This window comes from Micromonospora sp. A3M-1-15, from assembly GCF_024213425.1.
Classification (GTDB): Bacteria; Actinomycetota; Actinomycetes; order Mycobacteriales; family Micromonosporaceae; genus Micromonospora; species Micromonospora chersina.
The window spans coordinates 1,062,963-1,088,948 of record NZ_JANAVK010000003.1; the positions used below are offsets into that span (position 1 = coordinate 1,062,963).

Here is a 25,986-nt window from a genome sequence, read left to right on the forward strand (position 1 = left end):
CGGTTTCCCGCCGGGTGGCGGGGCTCACCGGTCAGCGCACGACGAACCGCCGGGTCACCGGCTCGACGCCGTCGCCCTGGACCTTCAACGACCAGTTGCCGGCGCCGCCGAGCACCACGACCGCCTCCGCCTTGCCGCTCGGCTCCACCTTGATCTCGGCGGCCGGCTTGGCGTCCGGGTCGAGCACGTGCAGCGTCCGGGCACCGGTGGTCTTGTTCGTCACCCGCAACGCGATCTTCTCGCCAGGCTCGGCGATCAGCCCGTCGGCGCCGGTGATCCCGGCCGCCGTCAGCTCGACGGCGACCTCCCGGTCGTACGCCGTCTCGGCGGCGGCGCTGGCCACCGTGCCGTCGTCGGAGACGGTGATCCGGGTCCGCACGCCGTCGCCCTTCCGGCCGGGCTTGCAGGCGACCTCGTACAGGCCGGTGGCGAGGGTGGCGCGCAGGTCGCCGGTCTTCCCCGGCGCGACCTCCGCCGCCTCGGCGACCACCTTGGTGAACCCGGCCTTCTCCCGGCCGTAGAGGTAGACCCCGGTGGCCTGCTGCCCCCGGTTGGTCACCGTGAAGGTGACCGCGCCCGGGTTGAAGAGGGTGGTGGCGACCTCGCAACTGGTGTCGGTGGCGGTCACCGGGACCTGGCTGCCCTTCGGGGCGGGGTCGTCGTCACCGCAGGCGGTGAGGGCGGCGGTGGCGCAGATCGCGACCACGACGGCGGCGGTACGGCTCTTCATCGGCTCTCCGGAGCGGAGGTCAGCGTGCTGACCAGGACGGGCGCCGACGACCGCCCCGGCACACCGCCCGGGGGGACTCGGCGGAGTCAGGAGAGTCTAAGCGGGCCGGCCGTGCTGGCAAGGGGAGAGGGCGGCGCGATCGGCGGTCAGTGGTCGACGTGGGCCAGCCCGCTGCCGATCACGTCCCGCCGCCCCCACCGGCCCGGCACGTCGAGCAGCTCCATCCGACCGAACCGGGCCGGCACGCGTGGCGCCATCAGCAGGTGCTCGCCGACCGCCTCCAACCCGAGCAGGGCGCGCAGCAGCAGGAACGGGGCGGCCGTCGCCATGGCCTGCGGGTTGTTCGCGGTCGGATAGCGCACCGGATACTCGGTCAGCTCGCGGGCATAGCCGGCGAACGCCTCGGGCAGGCGGCCCTGGAAGAACCGGGAGGCGTCCACGATGGCCTCGGCCACCCGCCCCGCCTCCTCGGCGAAGCCGTACCGGCGCAGGCCCCAGCTGATCAGCGCGTTGTCGAACGGCCACACCGCGCCGACGTGGTAGCCGAGCGGGTTGTAGCGCTCCTGTCCGGCGGCCAGGCTGCGGATCCCCCAGCCGGAGAAGAGCCGGGGCCCGACCAGGTGGGCGGCCACGTCGGCGGCCCGTTCCGCCGGGACGATGCCGCTCCACAGCAGGTGGCCCATGTTGGACGCCAGCGCGTCGACCTGCCGGCCGTCGCTGTCCAGGGCGAGCGCGTAGTAGCCCCGGTCGGCGATCCAGAAGTCCCGGTCGAAGCGCTCCCGCAGCGCCGCCGCCTCCCGTTCCAGCCGGTCGGCGTACGCCGGGTCACCCCAGAACTCCCGGGCCATCCGCGCGCCGCGCATCTTCGCGTCGTACGCGTACCCCTGGAGTTCGCAGGTCGCCAGGGGCGGGCCGGGCAGCCCCCCGTCGGCGAAGCAGATCGCCTCCGGCGAGTCCTTCCAGCCCTGGTTCGCCACCCCGGAACGCTCGTTGCGGCGCAGGTAGCGGACGTAGCCGTCACCGAGCAGGTCGCCGTACTCGTCGATCCACCGCAGCGCCGCGCGGGCCTCGTCCTCGAACTCCCGCACCAGGTCGACGTCGCCGGTCCACCGCTCGTACTCGTCGAGCAGGATCACGTAGAGCGGGGTGGCGTCGGCGTTGCCGTAGTACGGGGACTCGGGGCGCTCCTCGAAGGCCACCATCTCCCCGTAGCGGAACTCGCGGAGGATCTTGCCGGGTTCCTCGTCGCGGAAGTCGTCGAGCACCGCGCCCTGGTCGAGGCCGAGCATCCGCACCGTCGCCGACGCCAGCTCGGACGCGACGGGCAGCGCCATGAAGCTGGTCAGGATGCTGTCCCGGCCGGTGATGGTGGCCGTCCAGGGCAGGCCGGCGGCGGGCATCACCTGGTCGGGCAGGGTCAGCGGCGAGTAGCGCAGGGCCGCCAGGTCCACCAGGCTGCGCCGGTAGACGTCGGTCAGCGCCTCCCAGTCGCAGCTGAGCTGCGGCGTCCGGGACAGCCAGTTCGCCAGGTCGCGCTGCCGTTCGTCGGCGTCGGCCCTGGGCCGGCCCTCCAACCGGTCGCGGACGTCCAGGCCGTCCGGGCGCAGCACCAGCGCCTCCACCCGCACGGTCGTCGTCCACGACTGCTTGGGGGCCAGCCGCACCGTCCAGCTCAGACCCGCCTCGTCCGCCCGCACCGGCTCACTGCTGGTCACCAGCGTCTCCCGCTGGAAGCGCTCGCGCTGGTAGCCGAGGCGCAGGCCGCGCTCCTCGGGGCACTGGTAGAGCCGCCCCGGCGCCCGGCGCTCCATGGACACGCCCAGGATCGGGGAGAAGTCGCTGCCCACGTCGAGCCGTACGGCGTAGTCCACCGGCACGTGGTTGTGGTTGAGCACCGTCAGCCGTTCCTCGAAGACACCGCCGGTGATCGTCCGCTCCCGGATGACCGACGACTTGGCGTCCACGTAGTGCGTCGGTCGGCCGGGCACGAGAAAGAACCGCAGGTGGAGGTGGTCCCGCTCGGCGATGGAGAGCGGGTGGAGCCGCTCGCCGTCCAGCGTGAGCCGCCACACCGACAGGAACCGGGTGTCGAAGTCGAAGAAGCCGCACGGGTTGGCCACGTTCGCCTCGATGTCGCCGTTGTCCTCGCTGAGCACGAAGACGTTGCCGTCCAGCACGCGGACCAGGTCCGGCTTCATCCGGGCGCCCCGCGTCCACCGGTGAGGGCCCGCGGGTGCCGCGCGCCGGGCGGCGCCGGGAAGAGCCGCTCCAGCAGGACCACGAAGCGGAAGTGCCCCTCGGCGGTGAGGTCGTTGCGCAGCCAGGCGGCCAGGGGCTTGGCCTCACCCCGAGCCATCCGGAGGAAGAAGTCCCGCCGGGTGCGGATCACCGCGTCGGCGTCCCGCACCCGGCGCTCCACCGCGATCCGGCCATGGGTGATGGTCAGGTGCCAGACGTCGAGGCTGCCGCCCTCCTCCAGGTCGAACCGGATCATGCCGGCGGTGCGGCGCAGCAGCCGCTCGGGCGCCCGCCGGGCGAGCTGCGCGAAGAACGCCTCGATCGGATCGGACACGGCACCGCCTCCCGGGAGAGGGTCGTCACGCCGCCGGCAGCGACGCCGGGCGGGCCGCGACGACGGACGCGTCCGCACCGCCTCGGGCGCCGCCCCAGACTAACTCCGGACCCCGGGGTGGACCTGGGGATCGGGGAACTGCGGACGGCGGGCAGGATGGCGGGATGCGCCTGGTCTCCCTGCTCCCCTCGGCCACCGAGATCGTCTACGCCCTGGGGCTCGGTGACGAGCTGGTCGGGGTCACCTTCGAGTGCGCGGTGCCGCCCGAGCACCGGGCCGGCACCACGATCGTGGTGGGCGGCCGGGACACCCGGGGCATGAGCCCGGGCGAGATCGACGCGTACGTCAAGGGCCAGCTCGCCGCCGGCTCGGACCTTTACACCCTGCACGCCGGCGCGCTGGCCGGGCTGGACCCGGACCTGATCCTCACCCAGGACCTGTGTCGGGTCTGCGCGCTGCCGTCGGGCCGGGTCGCGGACGCCGTCGACCACCTCGGCTGCCGGGCGGAGGTGCTGTCGCTCGACCCGTACACCCTGGCGGACGTGCTGGACACGATCCTGGCGGTGGGCGCGGCGGCCCGGGTGCCGGACCGGGCCGAGGCCCTGGTCGACGCGTTGCGGGGGCGGCTCGCGGCGGTCCGCGCGGCGGTGGCCGGCCGGGCCCGGCGGCGGGTCGCCGTGGTGGAGTGGGTGGACCCGCCGTTCGGCGCCGGGCACTGGATCCCCGACCTGGTCGAGGCCGCCGGCGGCGAGCCGGTGGCGACCCACCCCGGCGCCCGGTCCACGCCGACCACCTGGGCGGCGCTGCGGGCCGCCCGGCCCGAGGTGGTGCTCGTCGCGCCGTGCGGCTTCCACCTGGACGGGGCCGCCGCGCAGGCCGACGGGGTGGCCGCACGGTTCCCCGGCGCGGAGGTCTGGGCGCTCGACGCGGACGGGCTGATCGTGCGGGCCGGGCCGCGCCTGGTCGACGGCGCCGAGGCCATCGCGGCGATCCTGCACCCGGACGCCGTGCCGGCCCCGCCCCCGGACGCCGCTCGCCGGGTGGCCTGACGACGCCGCCACCTCGCCGGGGTGGCGACATCCCGTGGACCCCGGACACCGCCACCTCGCCCACCGTGGAATCCAGCGAGCCGGTGTCGAACCGGCGGGGTCAGGCGGCCGGGTGGGCCGGACGGCCGTCGCGGCGCAGCGGCGCGAGCCGGCGCCAGCGGGGCAGCTCGGTCACCACCGTGGCCGCCGCCAGCACGGTCACCGCGACCGCGACCGGCCGCGGCCAGGCCGCCCAGGCCGCGAGCACCGCGGCGACCAGTTGCAGCAGCACCAGCGCCACGGTGACCAACCCCGGCACCGGCACGATCACCTGGCGCTTGTCGCCGGGGGTGGCGAACACGGTGGGCAGGCCGATCAGCAGCACCACCGAGGCGACCGCCAGCACCACGGAGTGCGGGGCGAGCGCCCACGGGGTGGCCACCCAGGCGACCAGTTCGGTCAGGAAGCGCAGCGCCGAGGGCAGGTCGGGGCGGCCCGCCCGGTCGTTTTCGATCACGGCCGCCAGTATGCCGAGCCACCGGGCCGCACGGTGTCCCGGAAGCCGGGTTGCCTCTCGCCGCCCACTTCCTCAGCCCGGCGCCGGCCGAGACGCGCGGACGCCGCCCCCGGGGAGGGGACGGCGTCCGGCGTGACGTGCTGCCCGGCCTGGCCGGTCAGGTCATGTCGTCGTAGCGGCGTTCGATCGGCGCCGGGGCGGCGACCGGCTCGGGCGCACCGATCGGCGCGCTCGCCTCCACCCCACCGGCGGCCCCGACCGGCTCGACGGACAGGTCCAGCGGCGACACCTCGTCGTCGGCGACGTCCGCGTAGAGCTCCCGCCGCCGCCCGCGCCGCTTGTCGTTGACGAACGCCACCGCCACCGCGCCGAAGTAGAGCGCGGAGAGGCAGAACGCCAGCGCCGTCATGCCGAACGGGTCGGGCGTCGGCGTGACCACCGCGGAGAACGCGAAGAACACGAAGATCGCCACCCGCCACCAGCCCAGGAGGCGCTTGGCGCTGGCCAGGCCGACGAAGTTGAGCATCAACACGATCAGCGGGAACTCGAACGCCACCCCGAACAGCAGGATCAGGTTGGTGACGAACCCGATGTAGCGGGTGATGTCCAGCGTCGTGGTGACGTCCCCGCCGCCGGAGACGTTGAGCAGGAACTCCAGGCCCTTGGACGTGACGAAGAACGCCAGCACCGCGCCGGCCGCGAACAGCGGCGCGGCCAGGGCGGTGAAGAAGTAGGCGTACCTGCGCTCGTGCCGGTGCAGGCCCGGCGCGATGAACGCCCAGAGCTGGTAGAGCCAGACCGGCGCCGCGATGATCAGGCCGACCCAGAGGGCGACCTTCATCTGCAACAGGAACAGGTCAGCCGGGCCGAGCTGGACGAAGTTGCACATGCCGTTGACGAGCCGCGCCTTCGGCAGGTCGCAGTACGGCTTCTGCAGCAGGTGCAGCACCGGCCCTGAGAGCCAGACGCCGAACCCGAAGCCGACCAGGATCGCCAGCGACGCGCGGAACAGCCGGGAGCGCAGCTCGCGGAAGTGCTCGATGAGCGTCATCGAGCCGTCGGCGGCCCGCTCGAACGTGCTCGGGCCGCGCTTCTTCAACCCGAAGGCCACGGTGGTGGGGCCCTTTCGGATCAGTTCTCGCGGACGCGCTGCACCGGGTCGACCGGCGGGGCGACCGGCTGCTGCTGCGGCTGCGCGAACTGCTGCTGCTGCGGCGGGAGCGGCTGGTAGCCGGACTGCGCGTCGGCCTTCTCGGCCAGGTCACGGTCGTCGTCGTGCAGGCTCTTGGTCTCGGCCTTGATGATCCGCAGCGAACGGCCCAGCGAGCGGGCCGCGTCGGGGAGCCGCTTCGCGCCGAAGAGCAGGATCAGCACGACCACGAGTACGGCGATGTGCCACGGCTTGAGGGCACCCATGGGAAGCTCCAGTCGCTCTGTGTCGGTGAGGGGTGGACGCAGCCCATCGTACGTGCGTCGAAGACCGTTGCCACCCTGCCGGGCCCCCGGTTGCGGGCCTGGTCGGTGAAGTCTCGGACAACCCGGAGTGTCCCGTCAACCACCCGCGGGGGCGCAATCGTGCGCGGATCCGGCCGCCAACGCGCAGCTACCGAACAGCGGACCGACCGCCGTCGATCACTTCCCGCGGCTGGCCTTGATCAACGCGATCCGTTCCTGCGCCACACCCACCCGCTCCTGGAGCGACTCGGCCCGCGCCTGAAGCTCCTCGGCCGCCGAGCGCAGCGACTCCGCCTCGGCCTGGCGCCGCTGCAGGGCCAGCGCCGTGCGGCGCAGCCGGGGCAGCCGCGCCAGCACCGGCCGGACCGCCAGGGCCAGCACGACGAGCGCGAACAGCACGACCCCGAGCACGATCCACGTCACCACGGCGGTCAGCCTACTGGGTGACCGCGGCCACCGCCGGATCGGCGCGGTCGGCCGGAGTGGCGTACGCGTCGAGCGCGGCGACCGCCTGGGCGCGGACCTGCTCGGCCAGCTCGGTCGGCGCGACCACCGTCACGTCCGGCCCGAGCCCGAGCACGAACCGGCGGGCCCAGCCCAGGTCGGTGACGCGCAGCGACACCACCCACTGCTCGCCGTCGGCCTCGACCCGCTCGCACGGGTAGTACTCGGTGATCCACCGCTCGCCCCGGCCGATCCGCAGGGTGATCAGCGGCAGATCCGGCGAGGGGCGGAACACCCCGTCGCTGAGGTCGTGCGGGCGGGCCTGCGGCGGCACCACGGCCGGCTCCGCCAGCTCGGCGACGGCGTCGATCCGGTCGACCCGGAACAGCCGGACCGCCTCGGCCCGGCGGCACCACGCCTCCACGTACGCCCGGCCGCCGACCATCAGCATCCGCAGCGGGTCGATGGTCCGCTCGGTGGTCTCGTCGCGCGCCGCGGTGTAGTAGGTGATCCGCAGCGCCCGGCCGCGCTCGACGGCGGCGCGCAGCTCGCGGACCCGGGCCGTGTCGCCGGGCAGCCGCACCTCGACCGGGGCGCCGGCCAGGTCGCCGGCGGCGCTCTCGATCTTGGCGAGCGCCCGCTCGACGGCCTCCCGGTTCGCCACCCCGGGCGTCTCGGCGAGCATCCGCAGCGCCACCACCAGGGCCAGGGCCTCGTCCGGGGTGAGCCGCAGCGGGCGGTCGATGCCGGCGTCGTAGGTGATGGTCACCCGGTCGCCGTCGAACGCCATGTCGATCAGGTCACCGGGGCCGTAACCGGGCAGCCCGCACACCCAGAGCAGCTCCAGGTCCTCGCGGAGCTGCTTCTCGGTCACCCCCAGGTCGTGCGCCGCCTCGGCGATCTCGATGCCGGGGCGGGCCAGCAGGTAGGGCACCAGGTTGAGCAGCCGGGCCAGCCGGTCCGCCGAGGCGCGGCCGCCGCGTGCCGCCGGGCGGGTCACCGGGCACCCCCGGCCACCGCCAGGTCGTCGTGGCGGGCCGCGATCTCCTTCAACCGCTGGATGACCGCCTCGCGGACCTCCGGCGGCTCCAACACCCGCACGTCCGGGCCGTACCCGACGATCTGGCCGGCCAGGAAGTCGGCGTCGGCGTACGGCATGACCAGGCGGTCGCCGTCCGGCCCGGCCTCGGTCTCCACCGCCCAGCGGCGCAGCCCCGCGGCGCGGCCGGGAGCGACCAGCACGGTGGCCCGGCCGGTCCGCTCGACCGGCCCGGACCAGCGGGCCACGTGGCTGATCAGGTCCACCCGGGCGGGCGGCTCGTACGCGCCGGGCTCGCCGGTCACCCGGACCGCGCCCACCACACGGGAGAGCCGGAAGCAGCGGGTCGCCGCCCGGTCCCGGTCGTGACCGACCACGTACCAGCGGCCGCGCCAGCAGACGACGCCCCACGGCTGGAGCCGGCGGCGGGTCGGCGCGTCCCGGTCGGGCACCCGGTAGTCGAAGTTGACCTCGCGCCGGTCCCGCGCGGCGGCGGTCAGCGGCGCGAACGCCGGGTCGACCGTGACCATCGGCTCCAGGCCCAGCGTGGCCTGTGGGTCGACGTCGATGCCGGCGGCGCGCAGCTTCGCCAGCCCCGACGAGGCGGCGGCGGCCAGGCCGGCGTGCTGCCACAGCCGGGCCGCGATGCCCACGGCGGCGGCCTCGTCCGGTTCGAGGGGGATGTCGGGCAGGGCGTACTCGCGGGGCGCGATGCGGTAGCCCGGCTCGGCGTCGAAGACGCTGGCCGTGCCGGTCTCCAGCGGCACCCCGAGCTCCCGCAGCTCGGCCTTGTCCCGTTCGAACTTGCGCTGGAACGCCTCGTGGTCCTTGGCGTCGTCCGGATCGTGCTCGTAGCCGGGCACGGTCGCGGCGATCTGCGCGGCGGTCAGGAACCGTCGCGTGGACAGCAGGCAGATCACCAGGTTGACCAGGCGTTCGGTACGGGTCCGCGACACGTGGGAAACGCTAGCAGCCCGCACGTCCGCAGCGCGCACCCGCGCGGGCGCGGCGCGCGGGAGTCCCGCCGCCGAGGCGATCCGCGCCACACCGCCCGGAGCCCGCGCCGCTCGCCGGGCGGCGCGCCGACGGCGGCCATAGGGTGAGCCCATGGCCGAGGCGCAGATCAAGAACGAGAGCGTCGGCACGGTCGTGGTGGCCGGCGCGGCGAACCTCGCCATCGCGATCGCCAAGCTGGTCGCGGGCCTGATCTCCGGCTCCGCGGCGATGCTCTCCGAGGCCGCCCACTCGGTGGCCGACACCACCACCGAGGTGCTGCTCTACCTGGCGCTGCGCCGCGGCGCGCGGCCCGCCGACACCCGGCACCCGTTCGGGTACGGCAAGGAGAGCTACGTCTGGGCGTTCCTCGCCGCGCTGTTCACCTTCGTGGTCGGCGCCGGCTTCGCCATCACCCACGGCGTCACCACCATCCTGGTGCACGAGCACACCGGCAACTACCTGACCGCGTACGTCGTGCTGGCGATCTCCTTCGCCATCGAGTCGGTCTCGCTGGCCCGGGCGGTCCGGCAGGTCCGCCGGGAGTCCCGGCGCTGGCGGGCCACCCCGCACCGCTACCTGCGGCTGACCGCCGACACCACGGTCAAGGCGGTCTTCCTGGAGGACACCGCCGCCCTGATCGGCCTGCTGATCGCCGCCGCCGGGCTCACGCTGTCCCACCTCACCGGCGACGAGCTCTACGACGGCGTCGCCTCGATCCTCATCGGCGTGCTGCTGCTGGTGGTCGCCGGCATCCTGGCGCGCAGCAACATCTCGCTGCTGGTCGGCCGGGCCGTCTCCGAACGGGTGCACCGGCAGATCGAGCAGGAGCTGGCCGGGCTGCCGGCGGTGGACCGGATCGACACCCTGATGACCATGGTCCTCGGCCCGGAGGACATCCTGGTCGCCGCCAAGGTCGACTTCCACGACGACGCCACCGGCGCCGACATCGAGGCCGCCGCCGACGAGGCCGAACGGCGCCTCACCGACCGGTTCCCGGAGGTCGCGTACGTCTTCCTCGACCCGACCCGCTCGATCCGCGGCAGCCACGGGCGCCCGGCCCGGACCACGCAGGACGAGAACCAGCGGCCGGTGGACCAGGAGGCGGGCGGCGGCGGACCGGCCTGACCGGCCGCCGACCCGGCCGCAGGGCGGCGGGCCGCCGGCCGATAGCGTGCCGGCATGGTGCGATGGCGGTCCGGCACGGTCACGGCGGTACGGCGACGGTGGGCCGGCGCCGCGGAACTCGACGTCGACCTGCCCGACGGCGGCCGGATGCGCGCCCTGGCGTACCCGGCGCTCGTCGGCGACCCGGAGCCCGGCGACCGGGTGCTGCTCAACGCCGGCGCCCTGCTGATGGGCCTCGGCACCGGCGGGTACGCGCTGGTCGTCGCCCTGCCCGACCGGCTCCCCGCCGACCCGCCGCAGGCCGCCGACACCCGCGCCGCCGGGCACCTGGTGAAGGCCCGCTACACGCCGCTGCAGCCGATCCTGCTCGGCGTGGACGAGGAGGCGTCCCCGCACCACGCGCGGCTGGCCGCCGCGGAGTCCGTCGACGGGATGCCGGTGGTCACCGCCGACCTGCACTCCGCGCTGCCGGCGATCCTGGCCGGCGTCCACGCCGACGCGCCGGACTCCCGGGTGGCCTACCTGCTCACCGACGGCGGCGCGCTGCCGGCCTGGTTCTCCCGCACCCTCGCCGGGCTCGCCGAACGGCTCGCCGGCACGGTCAGCGTGGGTCAGGCGTTCGGCGGCGACCTGGAGGCCAGCACCCTGCACAGCGGCCTGCTCGCGGCGCGGCACGTGCTCGGCGCCGACGTCGCGATCGTCGCCCAGGGCCCCGGCAACCTCGGCACCGGCACCCGCTGGGGCTTCTCCGGGGTGGCCGTCGGCGAGGCGGTCAACGCGGTCGCCACGCTGGGCGGGCGGCCGGTCGGCTCGCTGCGCATCTCCGACGCCGACCCCCGCCCCCGGCACCGCGGCGTCTCCCACCACAGCCTCACCGCGTACGGCCGGGTCGCCCTGGCCCCCGCGGAGCTGGTCGTGCCGGACGGCCTGGACCCGGCCCTCGGGGCCGAGGTCACGGCGGCGCTGGCCCCGCTCGCGGCGCGGCACCGGATCGTGACCGTGCCCACCGACGGCCTGGACGCGGCGCTGCGGGCCAGCCCGGTCGGCCTGTCGACGATGGGCCGCGGGCTCGACGGCGACCACGCCTACTTCCTGGCCGCGGCCGCCGCCGGCCGGCACGCGGCCCGCCTGCTCGGCTGAACGGTCAGCGCGCCCCGTAGCCGTGCGCCACGATGTGGGCGGCGGCCCGGGTGTAGCCCGCCGGGTCTGATGGCGCCACCGTGCCCAGGCCGTCGACGTAGCGGTTGTACATGCAGAACGCGGCGGCGATCAGCACCGTGTCGTGGATCTCCAGGTCGGTGGCGCCCTCGGCGCGGGCCTCCTTCACCAGTTCCGCGGTGACCTCCCGGCCGCTGCGCTGCACCGCCCCGGCGATCCGCAGCAGCGCCCGCATCTTCGCCCCGACCGGCGCCGCGTCCGGGTCCTGCCGCACCTGCTCCACCAGCGGCATCCCCGCCGGCAGCTGGGCGGCGGCGAACGCCGAGTGCGACGCGCAGCAGAACGTGCAGTCGTTCAGACCCGACACGTACGCGGCGATCAGCTCCCGCTCCCCCGGTGTCAGCGTGGGATGCGGGGCGTGCAGCAGCGTGTCGGCGAGGTCGAGCAGCGGCCCGGCGGTCTCCGGTCGGTAGCGGGCCAGCCCGTTGATGCCGGGGTGGGCCTGCTCGTCCAGACCGAGGTCGATGTGTGCGATGACGTCACGCTCCCTCGTCGTCGGCCGGGGAGCGCGCGACGGCACGACTCCCCCGTGAGCCATAGACGAGCATGCGCGCGATGGCGCGTCAAGGCCCGGCTCGGCGACGCGGCGGCGCTCCGGCCGGTACGCCCCGCCTCAGCCGGCCAGGAAGATCAGCGCCAGCCAGGCACCCAGGATCAGCACCAGCGCGACCGCCAGCACCCAGGTCGGCACCGTGTGCTCGCCGCGGCGGTTGCGCTCGATCTCGGCACGGATCTTCTCGCGGCGCCGATCGATCCAGTTGAGCTTCTCCGCCCCGCTGTCGCGGCCGGCGGACGTCTCGCGGCCGGGGCGGCCGGCAGGTTCGGAAGTGTTCATCGCGACGCCAGCGTACCGGTGGGCGGACGGCCGGCGCGCGCAGCACCGGCCGCCCGCCCCCGGGTCACATGCTCGCGATGAGCCGCTCCACCCGCTCGTCGTACGCCCGGAACGGGTCCTTGCACAGCACGGTGCGCTGCGCCTGGTCGTTCAGCTTCAGGTGCACCCAGTCCACCGTGAAGTCCCGACGCTTCTCCTGGGCGTGCCGGATGAACTCGCCCCGCAGCCGCGCCCGGGTGGTCTGCGGCGGGGTCTCCTTCGCCTCGAAGATCTCCGGGTCGGTGGCCACCCGGTCCACCTCGCCGCGCCGCTCCAGCAGCCCGTACAGGCCCCGGCCGCGCCGCAGGTCGTGGTAGGCCAGGTCCATCTGCGCCACCCGCGGGTGCGAAAGCGGCAGGTCGTGCTTGCGCTGGTAGCGCTCGATCAGCCGCAGCTTCGTCACCCAGTCGATCTCCCGGGCCACCGGGTCCAGGTCACCGGTCTCCACCGCCCGCAGCACGCGGCCCCAGAGCTCGACCACCCGCTTCGCGGTCTGGTCCCCGCCCCGGCGCTCGACGAACTCCGTCGCCTTCGCCAGGTATTCCTGCTGGATCTCCAGCGCCGAGACCTCCTTGCCGGAGGCCAGCCGCACCTTGCGCCGGCCGGTGATGTCGTGGGACACCTCGCGGATCGCCCGGATCGGGTTCTCCAGCGTGAGGTCCCGCATCACCACCCCGGCCTCGATCATCCGCAGCACGATGTCGGCCGTGCCGACCTTCAGCAGCGTGGTGACCTCGTTCATGTTCGAGTCGCCGACGATGACGTGCAGCCGCCGGTAGCGCTCGGCGTCCGCGTGCGGCTCGTCCCGGGTGTTGATGATCGGCCGGCTGCGGGTGGTCGCCGAGGAGACGCCCTCCCAGATGTGCTCGGCACGCTGTGACAGGCAGTAGACCGCGCCGCGCGGGGTCTGCAGCACCTTGCCCGCACCGCAGATCAACTGCCGGGTGACCAGGAACGGGATGAGCACGTCGGCCAGCCGGCCGAACTCGCCGTGCCGGGACACCAGGTAGTTCTCGTGGCAGCCGTACGAGTTGCCGGCCGAGTCGGTGTTGTTCTTGAACAGGTAGATCTCGCCCGCGATGCCCTCGTCGTGCAGCCGCTTCTCCGCGTCGACGAGCAGCCCTTCCAGGATCCGCTCCCCCGCCCGGTCGTGGGCCACCAGGTCGGTCACCGAGTCGCACTCCGGCGTCGCGTACTCCGGGTGCGAGCCCACGTCCAGGTAGAGGCGGGCTCCGTTGCGCAGGAACACATTGCTCGACCGGCCCCACGACACCACCCGCCGGAACAGGTACCGCGCGACCTCGTCGGGGGACAGTCGGCGCTGCCCGCGATAGGTGCAGGTGACGCCGTACTCGGTCTCGAGGCCGAAGATTCGCCGCTCCATGATGTGACACTAGCCGCCCGGGGCCCCGGATGGGCAGCGCTCAACCCGGTGGTCTCATCCGCACCGGGACGGGCATTCCCGGCGGTCGCACATCCCAGCGCCGGGTACGGTCCCTGCCGTGAGAATCCTCGTCACCGGCGGCGCCGGCTTCATCGGATCGGCGTACGTCCGGCGGCTGCTCACCGGCGCCGAGCCGGACCTCGCCGCCGACGCCGTCACCGTGCTCGACGCCTGGACCTACGCCGCCACCGAGGGCGCCCTCGACCCGGTCCGCACCGACCCCAGGCTGCGGGTCGTCCGCGGCGACATCCGCGACGCCGCCCTGGTCGACGCCACCGTCGCCGGCCACGACGTCGTCGTGCACTTCGCCGCCGAGTCGCACGTGGACCGCTCCATCGCCGCCGCCGCCGACTTCGTCACCACCAACGTGGTCGGCACCCAGACGCTGCTGGACGCGGCCCTGCGCCACGGCGTGCGCCGCTTCGTCCAGGTCTCCACCGACGAGGTGTACGGCTCCATCGCCACCGGCGCCTGGACCGAGCGGGCCCCGCTGGACCCCAGCTCCCCGTACTCGGCCAGCAAGGCCGCCGGCGACCTGCTCGCGCTGGCCCACCACCGCACCCACGGCCTCGACGTCGTGGTCACCCGCGGCGCCAACACCTACGGGCCCTACCAGTACCCCGAGAAGATCATCCCGCTCTTCGTCACCAACCTGCTCGACGGGCACGACGTGCCCCTCTACGGCGACGGCGGCAACGTGCGGGACTGGCTGCACGTCGACGACCACTGCCACGGCGTCGCGCTCGCCCAGACCCGCGGCCGGGCCGGCGGGATCTACCACCTGGGCGGCGGCGCCGAACTCACCAACCGCGACCTCACCGGCCGGCTGCTGGCCGCCTGCGGCGCCGGGTGGGAACGGGTCCGGCCGGTCGCCGACCGCAAGGGCCACGACCGCCGGTACGCCCTCGACACCACCACCACGCGGCGCGAGCTGGGTTGGGCGCCCACGGTCGACCTCGACCACGGGCTCGCCGCGACCGTCGCCTGGTACCGGGACAACCGGGCCTGGTGGACGCCGCTCAAGCCGCACCGCTGACCCGCGCCGGCCCCCGGCCCCGGCGCCCCGGAGTCGGTCATGGCCCTCGGGCGCCGGGCGGGCCAGCCGGCCGCGTTCCGGCGCCCGGCCGGCGTCACTCGCCGGGCTGCTCCTCCTGGGGCTGACCCTCCAGGTCCGCCGAGCCCGCCGACGTGGTCGGCTTCTTCGCCTCCTCGGTCGGCACCGTCGGGGTCTTCGCCCGCCCCGGCGCCGGCGCGGCGTCCGCGCCCGCCTCCCCGTCCAGCAGCGCCGTCAGCGCCGCCCCGGTGATCCGGCGGAACGTCCGCCCCACCCGGCGCCGGTCCAGGACCGCCACCTCGAGCTGGTTCGCCGCGATCGTGCGGGCCGCCCCGCCCTCACCACCGACGCTGCTCAACGCCTTCATGGCCGCCCGCACCGCCTCCGACAGCGACATCTCCGGCCGGTGCTCGTTCTTCAGCACCCCCGTGATCGCCTCGGCCTGGCCGCCCATCGCCATCCGGCCCGGCTCGTCGTTGACCGACCCGTCGTAGGTCAGCCGGTAGAGCGAGTCGTCGTCCGGCGTGGCGCCCACCTCGGCCACGCAGATCTCCACCTCGAACGGCTTCGACTGCTCGGTGAAGATCGCGCCCAGCGTCTGCGCGAACGCGTTCGCCAGGCCCAGGCCGGTCACGTCCCGCCGGTCGTAGCTCAGGCCGTTCAGGTCGGCCATCCGCACCCCGGCCCGGCGCAGGTTCTCGAACTCGTTGTAGCGGCCCACCGCGGCGAAGCCGATCCGGTCGTAGATCTCACTGACCTTGTGCAGGGTGCTGGACAGGTTCTCCGCGACGAAGAGCACCCCGCCCTCGTAGCTCAGGACCACCGCGCTGCGGCCCCGGGCGATGCCCTTGCGGGCCAGCTCGGAGCGGTCGCGCATGATCTGCTCGGGCGAGGCGTAGAACTGCATGGCCACGGCGGCGGTTCTCCTTCGGGCGCTGTGCTGCGGACTGCTGACTCAGGTGAGGTGGGAGCGGGGTCAGCCGCCCGGGTTCTCCATCCGGCCGGACACCACGCCCTCCGCGATCGCGGCCGTCTCGGCGTCGGTGAGCCGGTGGGTGCCGTCGGCGGTCGCGGTCATCACCACCGGGTAGATCCGGCGGGTCAGGTCCGGGCCACCGGTGGCGGTGTCGTCGTCGGCGGCGTCGTAGAGCGCCTCGACGGCCAGCCGCGTCGCGTCGTCGATCGACAGGCCCGTGCGGAACCGCTTCTTCAGCGCCGACTTGGCGAACAACGAGCCGGAGCCGATCGCGTCGTAGCCGGTCTCCTCGTAGGGGCCGCCGGTCACGTCGAAGCTGAAGATCCGCCCGGCCCGCGCCGGGTCGGCGGCGGCCAGGTCGAAGCCGGCGAAGAGCGGGATCACGGCGAGGCCCTGCATCGCGGCGCCCAGGTTGCCCCGGATCATCGAGGCCAGCCGGTTGGCCTTGCCGTCGAGGGAGAGCATCGCACCCTCGATCTTCTCGTAGTGCTCCAGCTCCACCTGGAACAGTCGCATCAGCTCGATGCCGATGCCCGCGGTGCCCGCGATGCCGACCAGCGAGTACGCGTCGGCCGGGTGCACCTTCTCGATGTCCCGCTGGGCGATCAGGTTGCCCATCGTGGCGCGCCGGTCGCCGGCCATCACCACGCCACCGCTGGCCGAGATGGCCACGATGGTCGTGGCGTGCGGCGCCAGGTCGGCGGCCATGCCGGGCGGCAGCGGCCGACGGCCGGGCAGCATTTCCGGGGCCACCCTGCTCAGGAACGTTGTGAAGGAGGACGTCCCCGCGTTGGTGAACACATCTGGAAGACGCCCGGATGGATCAAAACCCGCTGCCACGTGGTTCCTCTCAGGTACGTGATCGCCCTGGCCAGACTCTCGGGGCTGTCCTTGAACTGACCAAGACCACCGTTGCAGTTGAAGCAGAGTATCCCGCGCACCCATCCGGTGCGATGATCGTGGTCCAGATGTTGCGGGTCCGGGGACCCGCAGATCGCGCATACGCCGCCCTGCTCGGCGAGGAGCTCGGCGAACTCCTTCTGCCCGACCCCGTACCGCCGCCGCAGGTGGTACTCACGATTGCCGCCGTAGAGCCGCTGCTTTGTCTCACGAGTGCGGGTGTTGTGGCACGGCTTGCAGTAGGTGGCGTAGCCCGTGCTGTCGGAGCGGTTGCGGGGGAAGTGGGCCACGGGCTTGACGGTTCCACAGTCGGCGCAGAAGCGGTGGCCATCCGACACTTCCCGCGCCGGCTTCACCTCACGGTCGTATTGCTCCTTCACCCGCTTGGCGTAGCTCGCCTTGGAGCGTGCGTTGAAGCAAGGCTTGCAGTAGCTGCCGCGACCGCTGGGACGCTTGCTGCTCGCACAGAACTCATCGAGCGGCTTCCAGTCCCCGCAGTCGCGACAACGGCGTCGGCCGTTCTGATCATCGAGAGGAAGCGGCATGTCCGTTTCAGCCCGATATGTCTACTGACCGCCCTTTTGTACGTATCCGCGGACGAACTCCTCGGCGTTCTCCTCCAGGACCGAGTCGATCTCGTCGAGCAGGTCGTCGACGTCCTCGGTGATCTCGGCGTGCCGCTCGGCAACCTCGGGGTTGGCCTGCGCGGTGACCTCCTCGACCTCCTCGTGGGACTTGCCGGACTGGGTCTGGCCGCCTTCTTGGGTCGCCATGGTGTGCCTCCTCCACGATCGCCTGCGATCAACTTACCTCGCGCGGACGACGAAAGGCCCGTCGCGCGCCGGGTTCCGGCACTCGACGGGCCTTCCGGCATCCGGGTCAGCCGCCGGTCAGCATCTCCAGCAGGTCCTTGGCGGTGTCACAGCGGTCGAAGAGCGACCCGACGTGCTTGCGGGTGCCCCGCTCCGGCTCCATCATCGGCACCCGGACCAGCGACTCGCGGCCCACGTCGAAGATCACCGAGTCCCAGCTCGCGGCGACCACCTCGGAGGCGTACTGGGCGAGGCAGCGGCCGCGGAAGTAGGCCCGGGTGTCCTCCGGCGGCTCGGTCATCGCCGAGCGGGTCTGCTCGTCGGTCAGCAGGGTCTTCATCGAGCCCCGCTGCACCAGCCGGTGGTAGAGGCCCTTCTCCGGCCGCACGTCCGAGTATTGAAGGTCGACCAGCTGGAGCTTGTGCGAGCCCCAGCCGAGCTTCTCCCGCTCCCGGTAGCCCTCCAGCAGCCGCAGCTTGGCCACCCAGTCGAGCTCGTCGGCGCAGAGGAAGGCGTCCCGGCCGAGCCGGTCCAGCACGCTCTCCCAGCGGTCGAGCACGTCGGCGGTCTGCGCGTCGACGTCGCTGCCGTAGCGGTCGTCCACGAAGGACCGGACCCGCTCCAGGTACGCCCACTGCACGTCGAGCGCGGTCAGCTTGCGGCCGTCGCGCAGCCGCATGAGGTGCTTGAGCGACGGGTCGTGGCTGACCGCGCGCAGCTCGCTGACCGGGTCGGCGATGCCCAGGTCGGCGCCGAGCGCCTTCTCCTCGATCATGGTGAGGATCAGCGCCGTGGTGCCGACCTTCAGGTAGGTGGAGATCTCGGAGAGGTTGGCGTCGCCGATGATGACGTGCAGGCGGCGGTACTTGTCGGCGTCGGCGTGCGGCTCGTCCCGGGTGTTGATGATGGGTCGCTTGAGGGTGGTCTCCAGTCCCACCTCGACCTCGAAGAAGTCGGCGCGCTGGGAGATCTGGAAGCCGCTCTGGCCACCGTCCTGGCCGATGCCGACCCGGCCGGCGCCGCAGACGATCTGCCGGGTGACGAAGAACGGCGTCAGGTACGCCACGATGTCGGCGAACGGGGTCTGCCGCCGCATCAGGTAGTTCTCGTGGGCGCCGTAGCTGGCGCCCTTGTTGTCGGTGTTGTTCTTGTAGAGGTGGATCGGGTGGGTGCCCGGGATGGTGGCGGCGCGCCTGGACGCCTCGGCCATCACCCGCTCCCCGGCCTTGTCCCAGCGCACCACGTCGAGGGGGTTGGTCACCTCGGGCGTGGAGTATTCGGGGTGGGCGTGGTCGACGTAGAGGCGGGCGCCGTTGGTGAGTATGACGTTGGCCAGCCCGAGGTCCTCGTCGGCGAGCGCCTCGGCCGGGTCGTAGGCCGCTCCGGAGTAGGTGAAGCCGCGGGCGTCGCGCAGCGGCGACTCCTCCTCGTAGTCCCAGCGGGCCCGGCCGCCCCGGTTGAGTTCCGGTCGCGCCCCGTAGGCGTTGACCACCTGGGAGGAGGTGACCATCGGGTTGGCCCCGGCCTGGCCGGGCACGGAGATGCCGTACTCGACCTCGGTGCCCATGATCCGTCTAACGCTCATCGACCTGCCCGCTCCGCTCGCCCGTCCCGGTCCCCCGTCACGTCGAGAGTAGTCGCCGCTTCGACGGTAGGTGGCGCGCCGGGCCCCGGCGCGCGCCGTTCCCTGGTACGCGGTGTGGGCGGGACGGCGTCCTCCGTCCCGCCCACGTCCGTCGGGAGGGGTCAGAAGACCTGGTACACGTCGGCCGTCGCGTCCTCGGTCTCCGACGCCTGCGGCGCGCTGATGGCGAGCGGCTCGCCGAAGCTGTGCAGCTTCAACTCGTTCCTGATCGCTCCGGCCGCCGTGTCGAAGGTGTAGGTGAGCAGGGTGAGCCGCCCCTCGGCGTCGAGGGTGGCCTCGAACGGCACCGACTTCTGCTTGAGCACCTTGAACGTCCGCCGGAGCATGGCGCGCTGGCTCTCGCTGCCCGCCGCGGCGATGGCCTTCTCGGAGTCGGCGACGCCCGTGTAGCGGCCATCGCCGGTCCGCTCGGCGGAGACGACCCCGCCGAGGATGCCGGCCTGCGCCCGGAAGTCGAGGCCCTGGGCCAGCTGTCCGTCCGGCCGGAGGCGGTCCCGGTCGAGCTTCAACCAGGGTTTGCCGGCCGAGTCGTCCTGCCGGATGTAGACGGCGTCCTCGGTGACGACCACGGTGACCGGGTCGGGAGTCTTCATGTGCAGCGTCATGCGGCCGGTGTCGGGTTCGACGGCGGAGGTCATGGTGATGGTCTGACCGGCCGCGGAGATGAGGACGTCCAGCTTGGCCGTCTGCTCCAGGCTCCGGTCGAAGCCCTGCCGGACCGCGGCGACCGGGTCGGCGACGACCGTGGAGGCGGACGCTGAGGCGGCCGGCGCGGGGCCGGCGTCGTCGGCGGTGCCGCAGGCGGTCAGCAGGGCGGCGAGGCCGAGGGCCAGGGCCGGGACGAGTGATCTTCGCACGCGAGGGACCTTAGCGGTTGCGTAGCGCTTCCGTGGCCCTACGGGAACGGCGGCCGGGGCGGCGCCTGCACGGCGCCGCCCCGGCCGACCGACCTCAGAGGTACTGGCCGGTGTTGCTGGCGGTCTCGATGGACCGGCCGGCCTCGGCGCCCTTGCCGCCGGAGACGAGCGTGCGGATGTAGACGATCCGCTCGCCCTTCTTGCCGGAGATGCGGGCCCAGTCGTCGGGGTTGGTGGTGTTGGGCAGGTCCTCGTTCTCGCGGAACTCGTCGACGCAGGCGTCGAGGAGGTGCTGGAGCCGGAGCCCCTTGCGCCCGGAGGTGAGGAACTCCTTGATGGCCATCTTCTTGCCCCGGTCGACGATGTTCTGGATCATCGCGCCGGAGTTGAAGTCCTTGAAGTAGAGGACTTCCTTGTCGCCGTTGGCGTAGGTGACCTCGAGGAAGCGGTTCTCCTCGGTCTCCGAGTACATCCGCAGCACCACGGCGTCGATCATGGCCGCGACGGTGGCCTGCGGGTCGCCGCCGTGCTCGGTCAGGTCGTCCGGGTGCAGCGGCAGCCCGGAGAGGATGTACTTGGAGAAGATGTCCTTGGCCGCCTCGGCGTCCGGCCGCTCGATCTTGATCTTCACGTCGAGCCGGCCGGGGCGCAGGATCGCCGGGTCGATCATGTCTTCCCGGTTGGAGGCGCCGATGACGATGACGTTCTCCAGGCCCTCCACGCCGTCGATCTCGCTGAGCAGCTGCGGGACGATGGTGTTCTCCACGTCCGAGGAGACGCCGGAGCCGCGGGTGCGGAACACCGAGTCCATCTCGTCGAAGAACACGATCACGGGGGTGCCCTCGCCGGCCTTCTCCCGCGCCCGCTGGAAGATCAGCCGGATGTGCCGCTCGGTCTCACCGACGTACTTGTTCAGCAGCTCGGGGCCCTTGATGTTGAGGAAGAAGCTGGTGTGCCTCTCCTTGCCCTCCCGCTCGGCGATCTTCTTGGCCAGGGAGTTGGCGACCGCCTTGGCGATCAGCGTCTTGCCGCAGCCGGGCGGGCCGTAGAGCAGGATGCCCTTCGGCGGCCGGAGCTGGTGCTCGCGGAACAGGTCGGCGTGCAGGAAGGGCAGCTCGACCGCGTCGCGGATCTGCTCGATCTGCGAGTGGAGGCCACCGATGTCGGTGTAGTCGACGTCGGGCACCTCCTCCAGGACGAGCTCCTCGACCTCGCTCTTCGGGATCCGCTCGTACGCGTACGCCGAGCGGGGCTCGATCATGAGCGAGTCGCCGGCCCGGATCGGCGAACCGATCAGGGTCTCGGCGAGGTGCACGATCCGCTCCTCGTCGGAGTGCGAGACCACCAGCGCGCGGTCACCCGGCGCGCCCTCGGGACCCGCGAGGATCTCCTTGAGCATCACGACCTCGCCGACCCGCTCGTAGCCGAACGCGTCGACGATGTTGAGCGCGTCGTTGAGCAGGACCTCCTGGCCGCGCCGGAGCTCGTCGACCTCCAGCGAGGGCGAGACGGCCACCCGGAGCTTGCGCCCGCCGGTGAACACGTCCACCGTGCCGTCGTCGTGCTTGGCCAGGAAGACGCCGTAGCCGCTCGGCGGCTGGGCGAGGCGGTCGATCTCCTCCTTGAGCGTCACGATCTGCGCGCGAGCCTCCTTGAGGGTGCTCACGAGCCGTTCGTTGTTCTCGGTCAGCCGCGCCAACTGCGCCTGGGTGGCGGCCAGCCGCTCCTCGAGCTGCCGGACGTGTCGGGGGCTTTCGGTCAACTTGCGCCGCACCAGAGCGAGTTCCTCTTGAAGGAACGCGACCTGCGTGGAGAGATCGTGGGCCTCCTTCTCCCACCGTGCGGCGCGCGAGTCCGCGTCGTCGCTGCGTGCCACGTCCCACCTCCCCGGGGGGCTTGAACGTTCTGAGCTAACACTAGCCGCTATGAGCCCGATTCGGTCCTCCGCAACGCGCTCGTCACCGAAGCTTGATCGCCAAGGGCTGGTCGACGGGCGGGTACGGGCGTTCGGGTACCGTCGGAGCGTGGGACGGGAGAACATGGGGGGTGCTTCGTGACCGACGTCGCGACGGACCAGTTGCAGGTCTGGGTCGATCAGGACCTGTGCACGGGTGACGGGCTGTGCGTGCAGTACGCGCCGGAGGTCTTCGAGTTCGACGTCGACGGCCTCGCGTACGTCAAGGGGCCGGACGGCGAGCTGCGGCTGGCCGCGGGCGCCCGGGTGGACGTGCCGGAGCACCTGCGCCTCGAAGTGATCGACTCGGCGAAGGAGTGCCCGGGCGAGTGCATCCACGTGGTGCGCGCCCGCGACGGCGCCGAGGTGGCCGGCCCGGAAGCCGAGGACTGACCTGACGGGCGCCGCGGGCCGGGGACCGACGTCCCCGGCCTGTGGCGTCTCTTACAGCAGCGGGCGGCCGACGACCGAGGCGACCAGCCGGGCGAACTCCTCCAGCCGGGCGATCTGCCCGGCGCCGCCGTCGTCGAGGGTCTTGCCGAAGCGCAGCGCGTCGTGCCGGGGCGCGCCGACCGCCTCGTCGCTGGGCGGCGCCTCGTCCAGCGAGCTGAGCAGCAGGTAGACGTCGATGCTGTCGACCCGGACCTCGCCGGTGTCGGAGCGGGTGAGCCGCCGGCGGCAGCCCACCTCGGTGACCGTGGAGACCGGCACCACCCGCAGCGAGGAGGTCATCGAGCCGGGCGGCCCCTCCCCCGGCGGGACGTCCTCGCCGTGCCAGAGCACCAGTCGGCTGCCGTCGCAGACGACGACCTCCTGCCACACCCCGTTCACCTCGTTGACGAAGCGTTCCAGGGTGAAGCCGAGCACGGAGGCGCCGCGCAGCACCCCGCCCAGGGCGTCCAGGGCGATGTCGGGGTCGCGCAGGTAGGCCCGGGCGGCCGACTCCAGGTCGGCGTAGGGCGACCAGTCGGGGAACACGGCGGGCAGGTCGCCGTTGCCGTAGCCGGGGCTGCTCATGCCACCGCCTCCCGGCCCGCGCGCCGCCACCGGTCCGGACCGCCGGGACGGGCGCGGCGCCCGCCGCGTGCCCCGATCCGCTCGCTCATGCCACCGTCTCCACCCGCTCGGTGTCGTCCCCGCCGGGAAACATGATCCGCTCGCTCATACCCGTCCGCGCCGCGGGGTCACGCCCGGTCCGGCTCCTCGGCCGCGGCGGCCGTCTGCCGGGCCGCCTCGGCGGCGCGCAGCGCGTCCCGGCGCTGGGCGTACGCCTCGGCGCCCTTGCTGGGCTTGCGCCGCCGCGGCGGCGCGGTGACCCCGGGGGCGAGCTTGCGCGCGGAGACCAGGAAGGCGGTGTGCGCGATCATGCGGTGGTCGGGCCGGACCGCGAGCCCCTCGGCGTGCCAGTCCCGGACCAGCGACTCCCAGGCGCGCGGCTCGGTCCAGCCGCCCCGCTCGCGCAGCGCCTCGACCAGTTCGGAGAGCTGCGGCGTGGTGGCCACGTAGCCGATCAGCACGCCGCCGGGGACGAGGGCCCGCTCGACCATGTCGAGCATCTCCCAGGGGGTGAGCATGTCGAGGATGATGCGGTCGAAACCGGTCTCGGTGCACTCGGCGACGTCGCCGACGTGCAGCCGCCAGGCCGGGTGCGGGCCGTTGAAGAACGCCTCGACGTTGCGGCGGGCGATCTGGGCGAAGTCGTCGCGCACCTCGAAGGAGTGCAGCTCACCCTCGGTGCCGACGGCCCGCAGCAGCGAGCAGGAGAGGGCGCCGGAGCCGGCGCCGGCCTCCAGGACCTTCGCGCCGGGGAAGATGTCGCCCATGGCGACGATCTGCGCCGAGTCCTTCGGGTAGATCACCTGGGCGCCGCGCGGCATGGAGAGCACGTAGTCGGAGAGCAGCGGGCGCAGCGCCAGGAACGCGGTGCCGCCGCCGGCCGTGGTGACCACGCTGCCGTCGGGGAGGCCGATCAGGGTGTCGTGCTTGAGGATCCCCCGGTGCGTGTGGAACTCCTTGCCGGGCTCCAGCGTCACGGTGTGCATCCGGCCCTTCGGGTCGGTCAGCTGGACCCGGTCGCCGGGGCGGAACGGCCCCCTGTGCACCGGGGGCAGCGCCGGGACGGTGGAGTTCTCTGCGGTCACGTGTTCGTCTTCCGTTTGGGTTCCAGGAGCTGGGCGAGATCCGCGATGTGCAGCACGCCGACCACATCTTCGCCTGCCGTCACGACGTACTGTGCGCCCGGGTGGGTGCGCACGGTCTCCAGCACCCGTTCGCCGTCCGCGCCGACCGGCAGCGCGGGCACGCTGGCCAGGTCGCGGGCCACCGCGTCCACCGCGAGCCACGGGCGCCGTTCCGGGGGTACGCCGGCGGCGCGGGCCGGGTCGACCAGGGCGACCGGGCGGCCGGTGGAGTCGACCACGGCGAGCGCGGCGTCGGGGGTGGCCCCTTCGGCGCGGCGGCGCTGCGCCTCGGCGAGCGGGGTGCCGGTGGGCACCGGCAGCAGCGGGCGGGCCAGCCGGGCCAGGTCGACAAGCGGCAGGCGGCGGCCGATGCGGGCCATCCGGATGGACTGGCCGGCGCCCCGCCACAGGGTCACGGCGACGAGCAGCATCAGCGGCAGGGCCAGCGGGGCGAGCGCCCGGCGCAGGGTGAGCAGCACCACCAGGGCCAGGGTGGCGACCGCCACGGCGCGGCCGATCCAGCCGGCCACCTCGGTGCCCCGGTGCCGGTCCCGGGTGACCGCCCAGACCGCGGCGCGCAGCGCCCGGCCCCCGTCCAGCGGCAGCCCGGGCAGGCTGTTGAAGACGGCCACCACGACGTTGCTGACCGCGAGCTGGAAGGCGAGCTGGTGGGCGAGGGTGCCGGCGGGCAGGGCCAGGGTGGCGGCGACCGCCCCGGCGCCCAGCACCGCCGAGACCGCCGGGCCGGCGAGGGAGACCAGGAGGTCGACCTTGGGGCTGGGGGCGTCCCGGTCCATCTCGGTGTAGCCGCCGAGCAGTTCCAGGGTGATCCCGCGCACACCGATGCCGTAGCGCCGGGCGGTCAGCGCGTGGCCCAGCTCGTGCAGCAGCACCGAGCCGAGCAGGGAGACCACGAAGCCGAGGCCGACCAGGTAGCCGCCGAGGTGCCCGAGGTCGAGCTGGCGGCGGGCCAGGGCGGCGTAGAGCACCGTGACGACCGCGGTGAGCAGCAGCATCGAGGCGTCGACACGCAGTGGCACCCCGAAGATCCGGCCGAGGGTCAGCCCGGGCCGGCGCGACGGTCGGGTCCGCTGCTCCATCGGCCCGATGCTACGTGAGCGCGAGGAGTGAGCCGCTTCTGCGAGCCCCGCAGTCGCGGACGAAGGACGGCACGCGGCGACGATCATGCACCGGTGCGGCGACGGCCGCCCTGTCACACCGGTGCCCTAACCTTCCGGGCATGACGGCGGAACCGGTGATCGACACGCAGCCCGACCCGACGGCCCCGCCGCCCACGGTGCGGGCGTCGCTGTCGCCGTCGCGGGCGGCCGATTTCAAGACCTGCCCGCTGCTCTACCGGTTCCGCAGCATCGACCGGCTGCCCGAGCGCCCGACGGTGGAGCAGGTCCGGGGCACGCTGGTGCACGCCGTGCTGGAGCGGCTGTTCGACCTGCCGGCGGCGGCCCGCACCCCGGAGTCGGCCGGCGACCTGGTCGCTCCGCAGTGGGACCGGCTGGTCACCGAGCAGCCGGAGCTGGCGACGCTGTTCGCCGAGGGCGACGCGGCGGGCGTGGAGGGGTTCCTCCGCTCGGCGGCGGCGCTGCTGGAGGGCTACTTCACCGTCGAGGACCCCCGCCGGCTCGAGCCGGCCGAGCGGGAGGCGCTGATCTCCGCGGTGGTCGACGACGAGCTGCTCATCCGGGGCTATCTGGACAGGCTCGACGTGGCGCCCGACGGCGCGCTGCGGGTGGTCGACTACAAGACCGGCGGCGCCCCGCGGGAGGCGTTCGAGGCCCGGGCGCTGTTCCAGCTGAAGTTCTACGCCCTGGTGCTGTGGCGCACCCGGGGGGTGGTGCCGCGGGTGCTGCGGCTGCTCTACCTCAAGGACGCCGAGGTGTGCGACTACTCCCCCGACGCCGACGAGCTGCTGCGCTTCGAGCGCACCGTGGTGGCGCTCTGGCAGGCCATCGAGCAGGCCACCGCGCGGCAGGATTTCCGCCCCCGGCCCAGCCGGCTCTGCGACTGGTGCAGCCACCAGGCGCTGTGCCCGAGCTTCGGCGGCACCCCGCCGCCGTTCCCGGTGGCCGGCCCGGCCGACCCGCTGACCGACGCCCGCTCCCGGCCGGCCGCCCCCGGCGCGGACGAGTGAGTCTCCTCCTCACGGAG

28 protein-coding genes are annotated in these 25,986 nt (G+C 73.4%); 6 read left to right on the forward strand and 22 right to left on the reverse strand.

Annotated elements, in window-relative coordinates; all coding sequences use genetic code 11:
• Nucleotides 1-31: 31 nt before the first annotated feature.
• From NLX85_RS20130 to NLX85_RS20140, 3 genes are all read right to left on the reverse strand, one after another.
• Complete coding sequence (locus NLX85_RS20130) at nucleotides 32-730, reverse strand: hypothetical protein (protein WP_254337344.1); 699 nt, start codon at nucleotides 728-730, stop codon at nucleotides 32-34.
• A 146-nt stretch (nucleotides 731-876) separates the two neighbouring features.
• The gene (locus NLX85_RS20135; protein ID WP_254337346.1) at nucleotides 877-2,928 is read right to left on the reverse strand and encodes a glycogen debranching N-terminal domain-containing protein; all 2,052 of its coding nucleotides are present in this window, start codon (nucleotides 2,926-2,928) and stop codon (nucleotides 877-879) included.
• Nucleotides 2,925-3,302 (reverse strand): SCP2 sterol-binding domain-containing protein, encoded by a 378-nt coding sequence (locus NLX85_RS20140; protein ID WP_254337348.1) that lies wholly within the window; start codon nucleotides 3,300-3,302, stop codon nucleotides 2,925-2,927. The genes NLX85_RS20135 and NLX85_RS20140 overlap by 4 nt, the downstream gene beginning before the upstream one ends.
• A gap of 164 nt (nucleotides 3,303-3,466) precedes the next feature.
• On the opposite strand from NLX85_RS20140, the gene NLX85_RS20145 reads away from it, so the two are divergent.
• On the forward strand, nucleotides 3,467-4,351 hold the full coding sequence (locus tag NLX85_RS20145; RefSeq protein WP_254337350.1) for an ABC transporter substrate-binding protein: 885 nt from the start codon (nucleotides 3,467-3,469) through the stop codon (nucleotides 4,349-4,351).
• Between the two features lie 100 nt (nucleotides 4,352-4,451).
• On the opposite strand, the gene NLX85_RS20150 is transcribed toward NLX85_RS20145, so the two are convergent.
• From NLX85_RS20150 to NLX85_RS20175, 6 genes are all read right to left on the reverse strand, one after another.
• Nucleotides 4,452-4,847 (reverse strand): hypothetical protein, encoded by a 396-nt coding sequence (locus tag NLX85_RS20150; RefSeq protein WP_254337352.1) that lies wholly within the window; start codon nucleotides 4,845-4,847, stop codon nucleotides 4,452-4,454.
• A 157-nt stretch (nucleotides 4,848-5,004) separates the two neighbouring features.
• Nucleotides 5,005-5,958, reverse strand: coding sequence for a twin-arginine translocase subunit TatC (gene tatC, locus NLX85_RS20155; RefSeq protein ID WP_254337354.1), 954 nt, complete (start codon nucleotides 5,956-5,958; stop codon nucleotides 5,005-5,007).
• 20 nt (nucleotides 5,959-5,978) lie between these two features.
• Nucleotides 5,979-6,263: a Sec-independent protein translocase subunit TatA gene (tatA, locus tag NLX85_RS20160; protein ID WP_091308730.1), complete on the reverse strand. Its 285-nt coding sequence runs from the start codon at nucleotides 6,261-6,263 to the stop codon at nucleotides 5,979-5,981.
• 216 nt (nucleotides 6,264-6,479) lie between these two features.
• The gene (locus NLX85_RS20165) at nucleotides 6,480-6,728 is read right to left on the reverse strand and encodes a hypothetical protein (RefSeq protein ID WP_254337357.1); all 249 of its coding nucleotides are present in this window, start codon (nucleotides 6,726-6,728) and stop codon (nucleotides 6,480-6,482) included.
• Between the two features lie 10 nt (nucleotides 6,729-6,738).
• Entirely contained in the window at nucleotides 6,739-7,746 is a 1,008-nt protein-coding gene (locus NLX85_RS20170) for a YafY family protein (protein ID WP_254337359.1), read from the reverse strand.
• The gene (locus tag NLX85_RS20175) at nucleotides 7,743-8,741 is read right to left on the reverse strand and encodes a YafY family protein (protein WP_254337361.1); all 999 of its coding nucleotides are present in this window, start codon (nucleotides 8,739-8,741) and stop codon (nucleotides 7,743-7,745) included. Before NLX85_RS20175 ends, NLX85_RS20170 begins: the two co-directional genes overlap by 4 nt.
• 151 nt (nucleotides 8,742-8,892) lie before the next feature.
• Between NLX85_RS20175 and NLX85_RS20180 the strand changes: the two genes are divergently transcribed.
• Entirely contained in the window at nucleotides 8,893-9,906 is a 1,014-nt protein-coding gene (locus NLX85_RS20180) for a cation diffusion facilitator family transporter (protein WP_254337363.1), read from the forward strand.
• A 54-nt stretch (nucleotides 9,907-9,960) separates the two neighbouring features.
• Nucleotides 9,961-11,046, forward strand: a complete 1,086-nt coding sequence (locus tag NLX85_RS20185; protein WP_254337364.1) for a DUF3866 family protein — start codon at nucleotides 9,961-9,963, stop codon at nucleotides 11,044-11,046.
• Between the two features lie 4 nt (nucleotides 11,047-11,050).
• Here NLX85_RS20185 and NLX85_RS20190 read toward each other — a convergent pair whose 3' ends face one another.
• The 3 genes from NLX85_RS20190 to pafA all read right to left on the reverse strand — a co-directional run bounded on the left by NLX85_RS20190 (nucleotide 11,051) and on the right by pafA (nucleotide 13,382).
• Nucleotides 11,051-11,599, reverse strand: a complete 549-nt coding sequence (locus NLX85_RS20190; protein ID WP_308210774.1) for a carboxymuconolactone decarboxylase family protein — start codon at nucleotides 11,597-11,599, stop codon at nucleotides 11,051-11,053.
• A 138-nt stretch (nucleotides 11,600-11,737) separates the two neighbouring features.
• Nucleotides 11,738-11,959, reverse strand: a complete 222-nt coding sequence (locus NLX85_RS20195) for a hypothetical protein (RefSeq protein WP_254337368.1) — start codon at nucleotides 11,957-11,959, stop codon at nucleotides 11,738-11,740.
• A 64-nt stretch (nucleotides 11,960-12,023) separates the two neighbouring features.
• Nucleotides 12,024-13,382, reverse strand: a complete 1,359-nt coding sequence (pafA, locus tag NLX85_RS20200) for a Pup--protein ligase (RefSeq protein ID WP_091265859.1) — start codon at nucleotides 13,380-13,382, stop codon at nucleotides 12,024-12,026.
• A 118-nt stretch (nucleotides 13,383-13,500) separates the two neighbouring features.
• Between pafA and rfbB the strand changes: the two genes are divergently transcribed.
• On the forward strand, nucleotides 13,501-14,478 hold the full coding sequence (rfbB, locus tag NLX85_RS20205; protein WP_254337369.1) for a dTDP-glucose 4,6-dehydratase: 978 nt from the start codon (nucleotides 13,501-13,503) through the stop codon (nucleotides 14,476-14,478).
• A gap of 94 nt (nucleotides 14,479-14,572) precedes the next feature.
• On the opposite strand, the gene prcA is transcribed toward rfbB, so the two are convergent.
• The 7 genes from prcA to arc all read right to left on the reverse strand — a co-directional run bounded on the left by prcA (nucleotide 14,573) and on the right by arc (nucleotide 21,562).
• Complete coding sequence (prcA, locus tag NLX85_RS20210) at nucleotides 14,573-15,409, reverse strand: proteasome subunit alpha (RefSeq protein WP_254337371.1); 837 nt, start codon at nucleotides 15,407-15,409, stop codon at nucleotides 14,573-14,575.
• Nucleotides 15,410-15,472: 63 nt separating this feature from the next.
• Nucleotides 15,473-16,312: a proteasome subunit beta gene (gene prcB, locus NLX85_RS20215; RefSeq protein WP_254337373.1), complete on the reverse strand. Its 840-nt coding sequence runs from the start codon at nucleotides 16,310-16,312 to the stop codon at nucleotides 15,473-15,475.
• Nucleotides 16,231-16,752 carry an endonuclease VII domain-containing protein gene (locus NLX85_RS20220; protein WP_254337375.1) on the reverse strand — a complete coding sequence of 174 codons (522 nt, stop codon included), beginning with the start codon at nucleotides 16,750-16,752 and terminating at the stop codon, nucleotides 16,231-16,233. The genes prcB and NLX85_RS20220 overlap by 82 nt, the downstream gene beginning before the upstream one ends.
• Before the next feature lie 186 nt (nucleotides 16,753-16,938).
• Complete coding sequence (locus tag NLX85_RS20225) at nucleotides 16,939-17,145, reverse strand: ubiquitin-like protein Pup (RefSeq protein ID WP_073836803.1); 207 nt, start codon at nucleotides 17,143-17,145, stop codon at nucleotides 16,939-16,941.
• A gap of 106 nt (nucleotides 17,146-17,251) precedes the next feature.
• The gene (gene dop / locus NLX85_RS20230) at nucleotides 17,252-18,769 is read right to left on the reverse strand and encodes a depupylase/deamidase Dop (protein WP_091308764.1); all 1,518 of its coding nucleotides are present in this window, start codon (nucleotides 18,767-18,769) and stop codon (nucleotides 17,252-17,254) included.
• A gap of 161 nt (nucleotides 18,770-18,930) precedes the next feature.
• On the reverse strand, nucleotides 18,931-19,686 hold the full coding sequence (locus NLX85_RS20235; RefSeq protein WP_254337377.1) for a hypothetical protein: 756 nt from the start codon (nucleotides 19,684-19,686) through the stop codon (nucleotides 18,931-18,933).
• 94 nt (nucleotides 19,687-19,780) lie between these two features.
• Nucleotides 19,781-21,562, reverse strand: coding sequence for a proteasome ATPase (gene arc / locus NLX85_RS20240; protein ID WP_254337378.1), 1,782 nt, complete (start codon nucleotides 21,560-21,562; stop codon nucleotides 19,781-19,783).
• 177 nt (nucleotides 21,563-21,739) lie between these two features.
• On the opposite strand from arc, the gene NLX85_RS20245 reads away from it, so the two are divergent.
• Entirely contained in the window at nucleotides 21,740-22,033 is a 294-nt protein-coding gene (locus tag NLX85_RS20245; protein WP_107077135.1) for a ferredoxin, read from the forward strand.
• Nucleotides 22,034-22,084: 51 nt separating this feature from the next.
• Here the strand turns inward: NLX85_RS20245 and NLX85_RS20250 are convergent, their stop codons facing one another.
• The 3 genes from NLX85_RS20250 to NLX85_RS20260 all read right to left on the reverse strand — a co-directional run bounded on the left by NLX85_RS20250 (nucleotide 22,085) and on the right by NLX85_RS20260 (nucleotide 24,920).
• Nucleotides 22,085-22,657: a hypothetical protein gene (locus tag NLX85_RS20250; RefSeq protein ID WP_254337380.1), complete on the reverse strand. Its 573-nt coding sequence runs from the start codon at nucleotides 22,655-22,657 to the stop codon at nucleotides 22,085-22,087.
• A gap of 167 nt (nucleotides 22,658-22,824) precedes the next feature.
• A complete protein-coding gene (locus tag NLX85_RS20255; protein ID WP_254337381.1) occupies nucleotides 22,825-23,781 on the reverse strand; it encodes a tRNA (adenine-N1)-methyltransferase in 957 nt (318 codons plus the stop codon).
• Nucleotides 23,778-24,920, reverse strand: a complete 1,143-nt coding sequence (locus NLX85_RS20260; RefSeq protein ID WP_254337383.1) for a site-2 protease family protein — start codon at nucleotides 24,918-24,920, stop codon at nucleotides 23,778-23,780. Before NLX85_RS20260 ends, NLX85_RS20255 begins: the two co-directional genes overlap by 4 nt.
• 140 nt (nucleotides 24,921-25,060) lie before the next feature.
• Between NLX85_RS20260 and NLX85_RS20265 the strand changes: the two genes are divergently transcribed.
• Entirely contained in the window at nucleotides 25,061-25,969 is a 909-nt protein-coding gene (locus NLX85_RS20265) for a PD-(D/E)XK nuclease family protein (RefSeq protein WP_254337385.1), read from the forward strand.
• The last annotated feature ends 17 nt before the right edge of the window (nucleotides 25,970-25,986 follow it).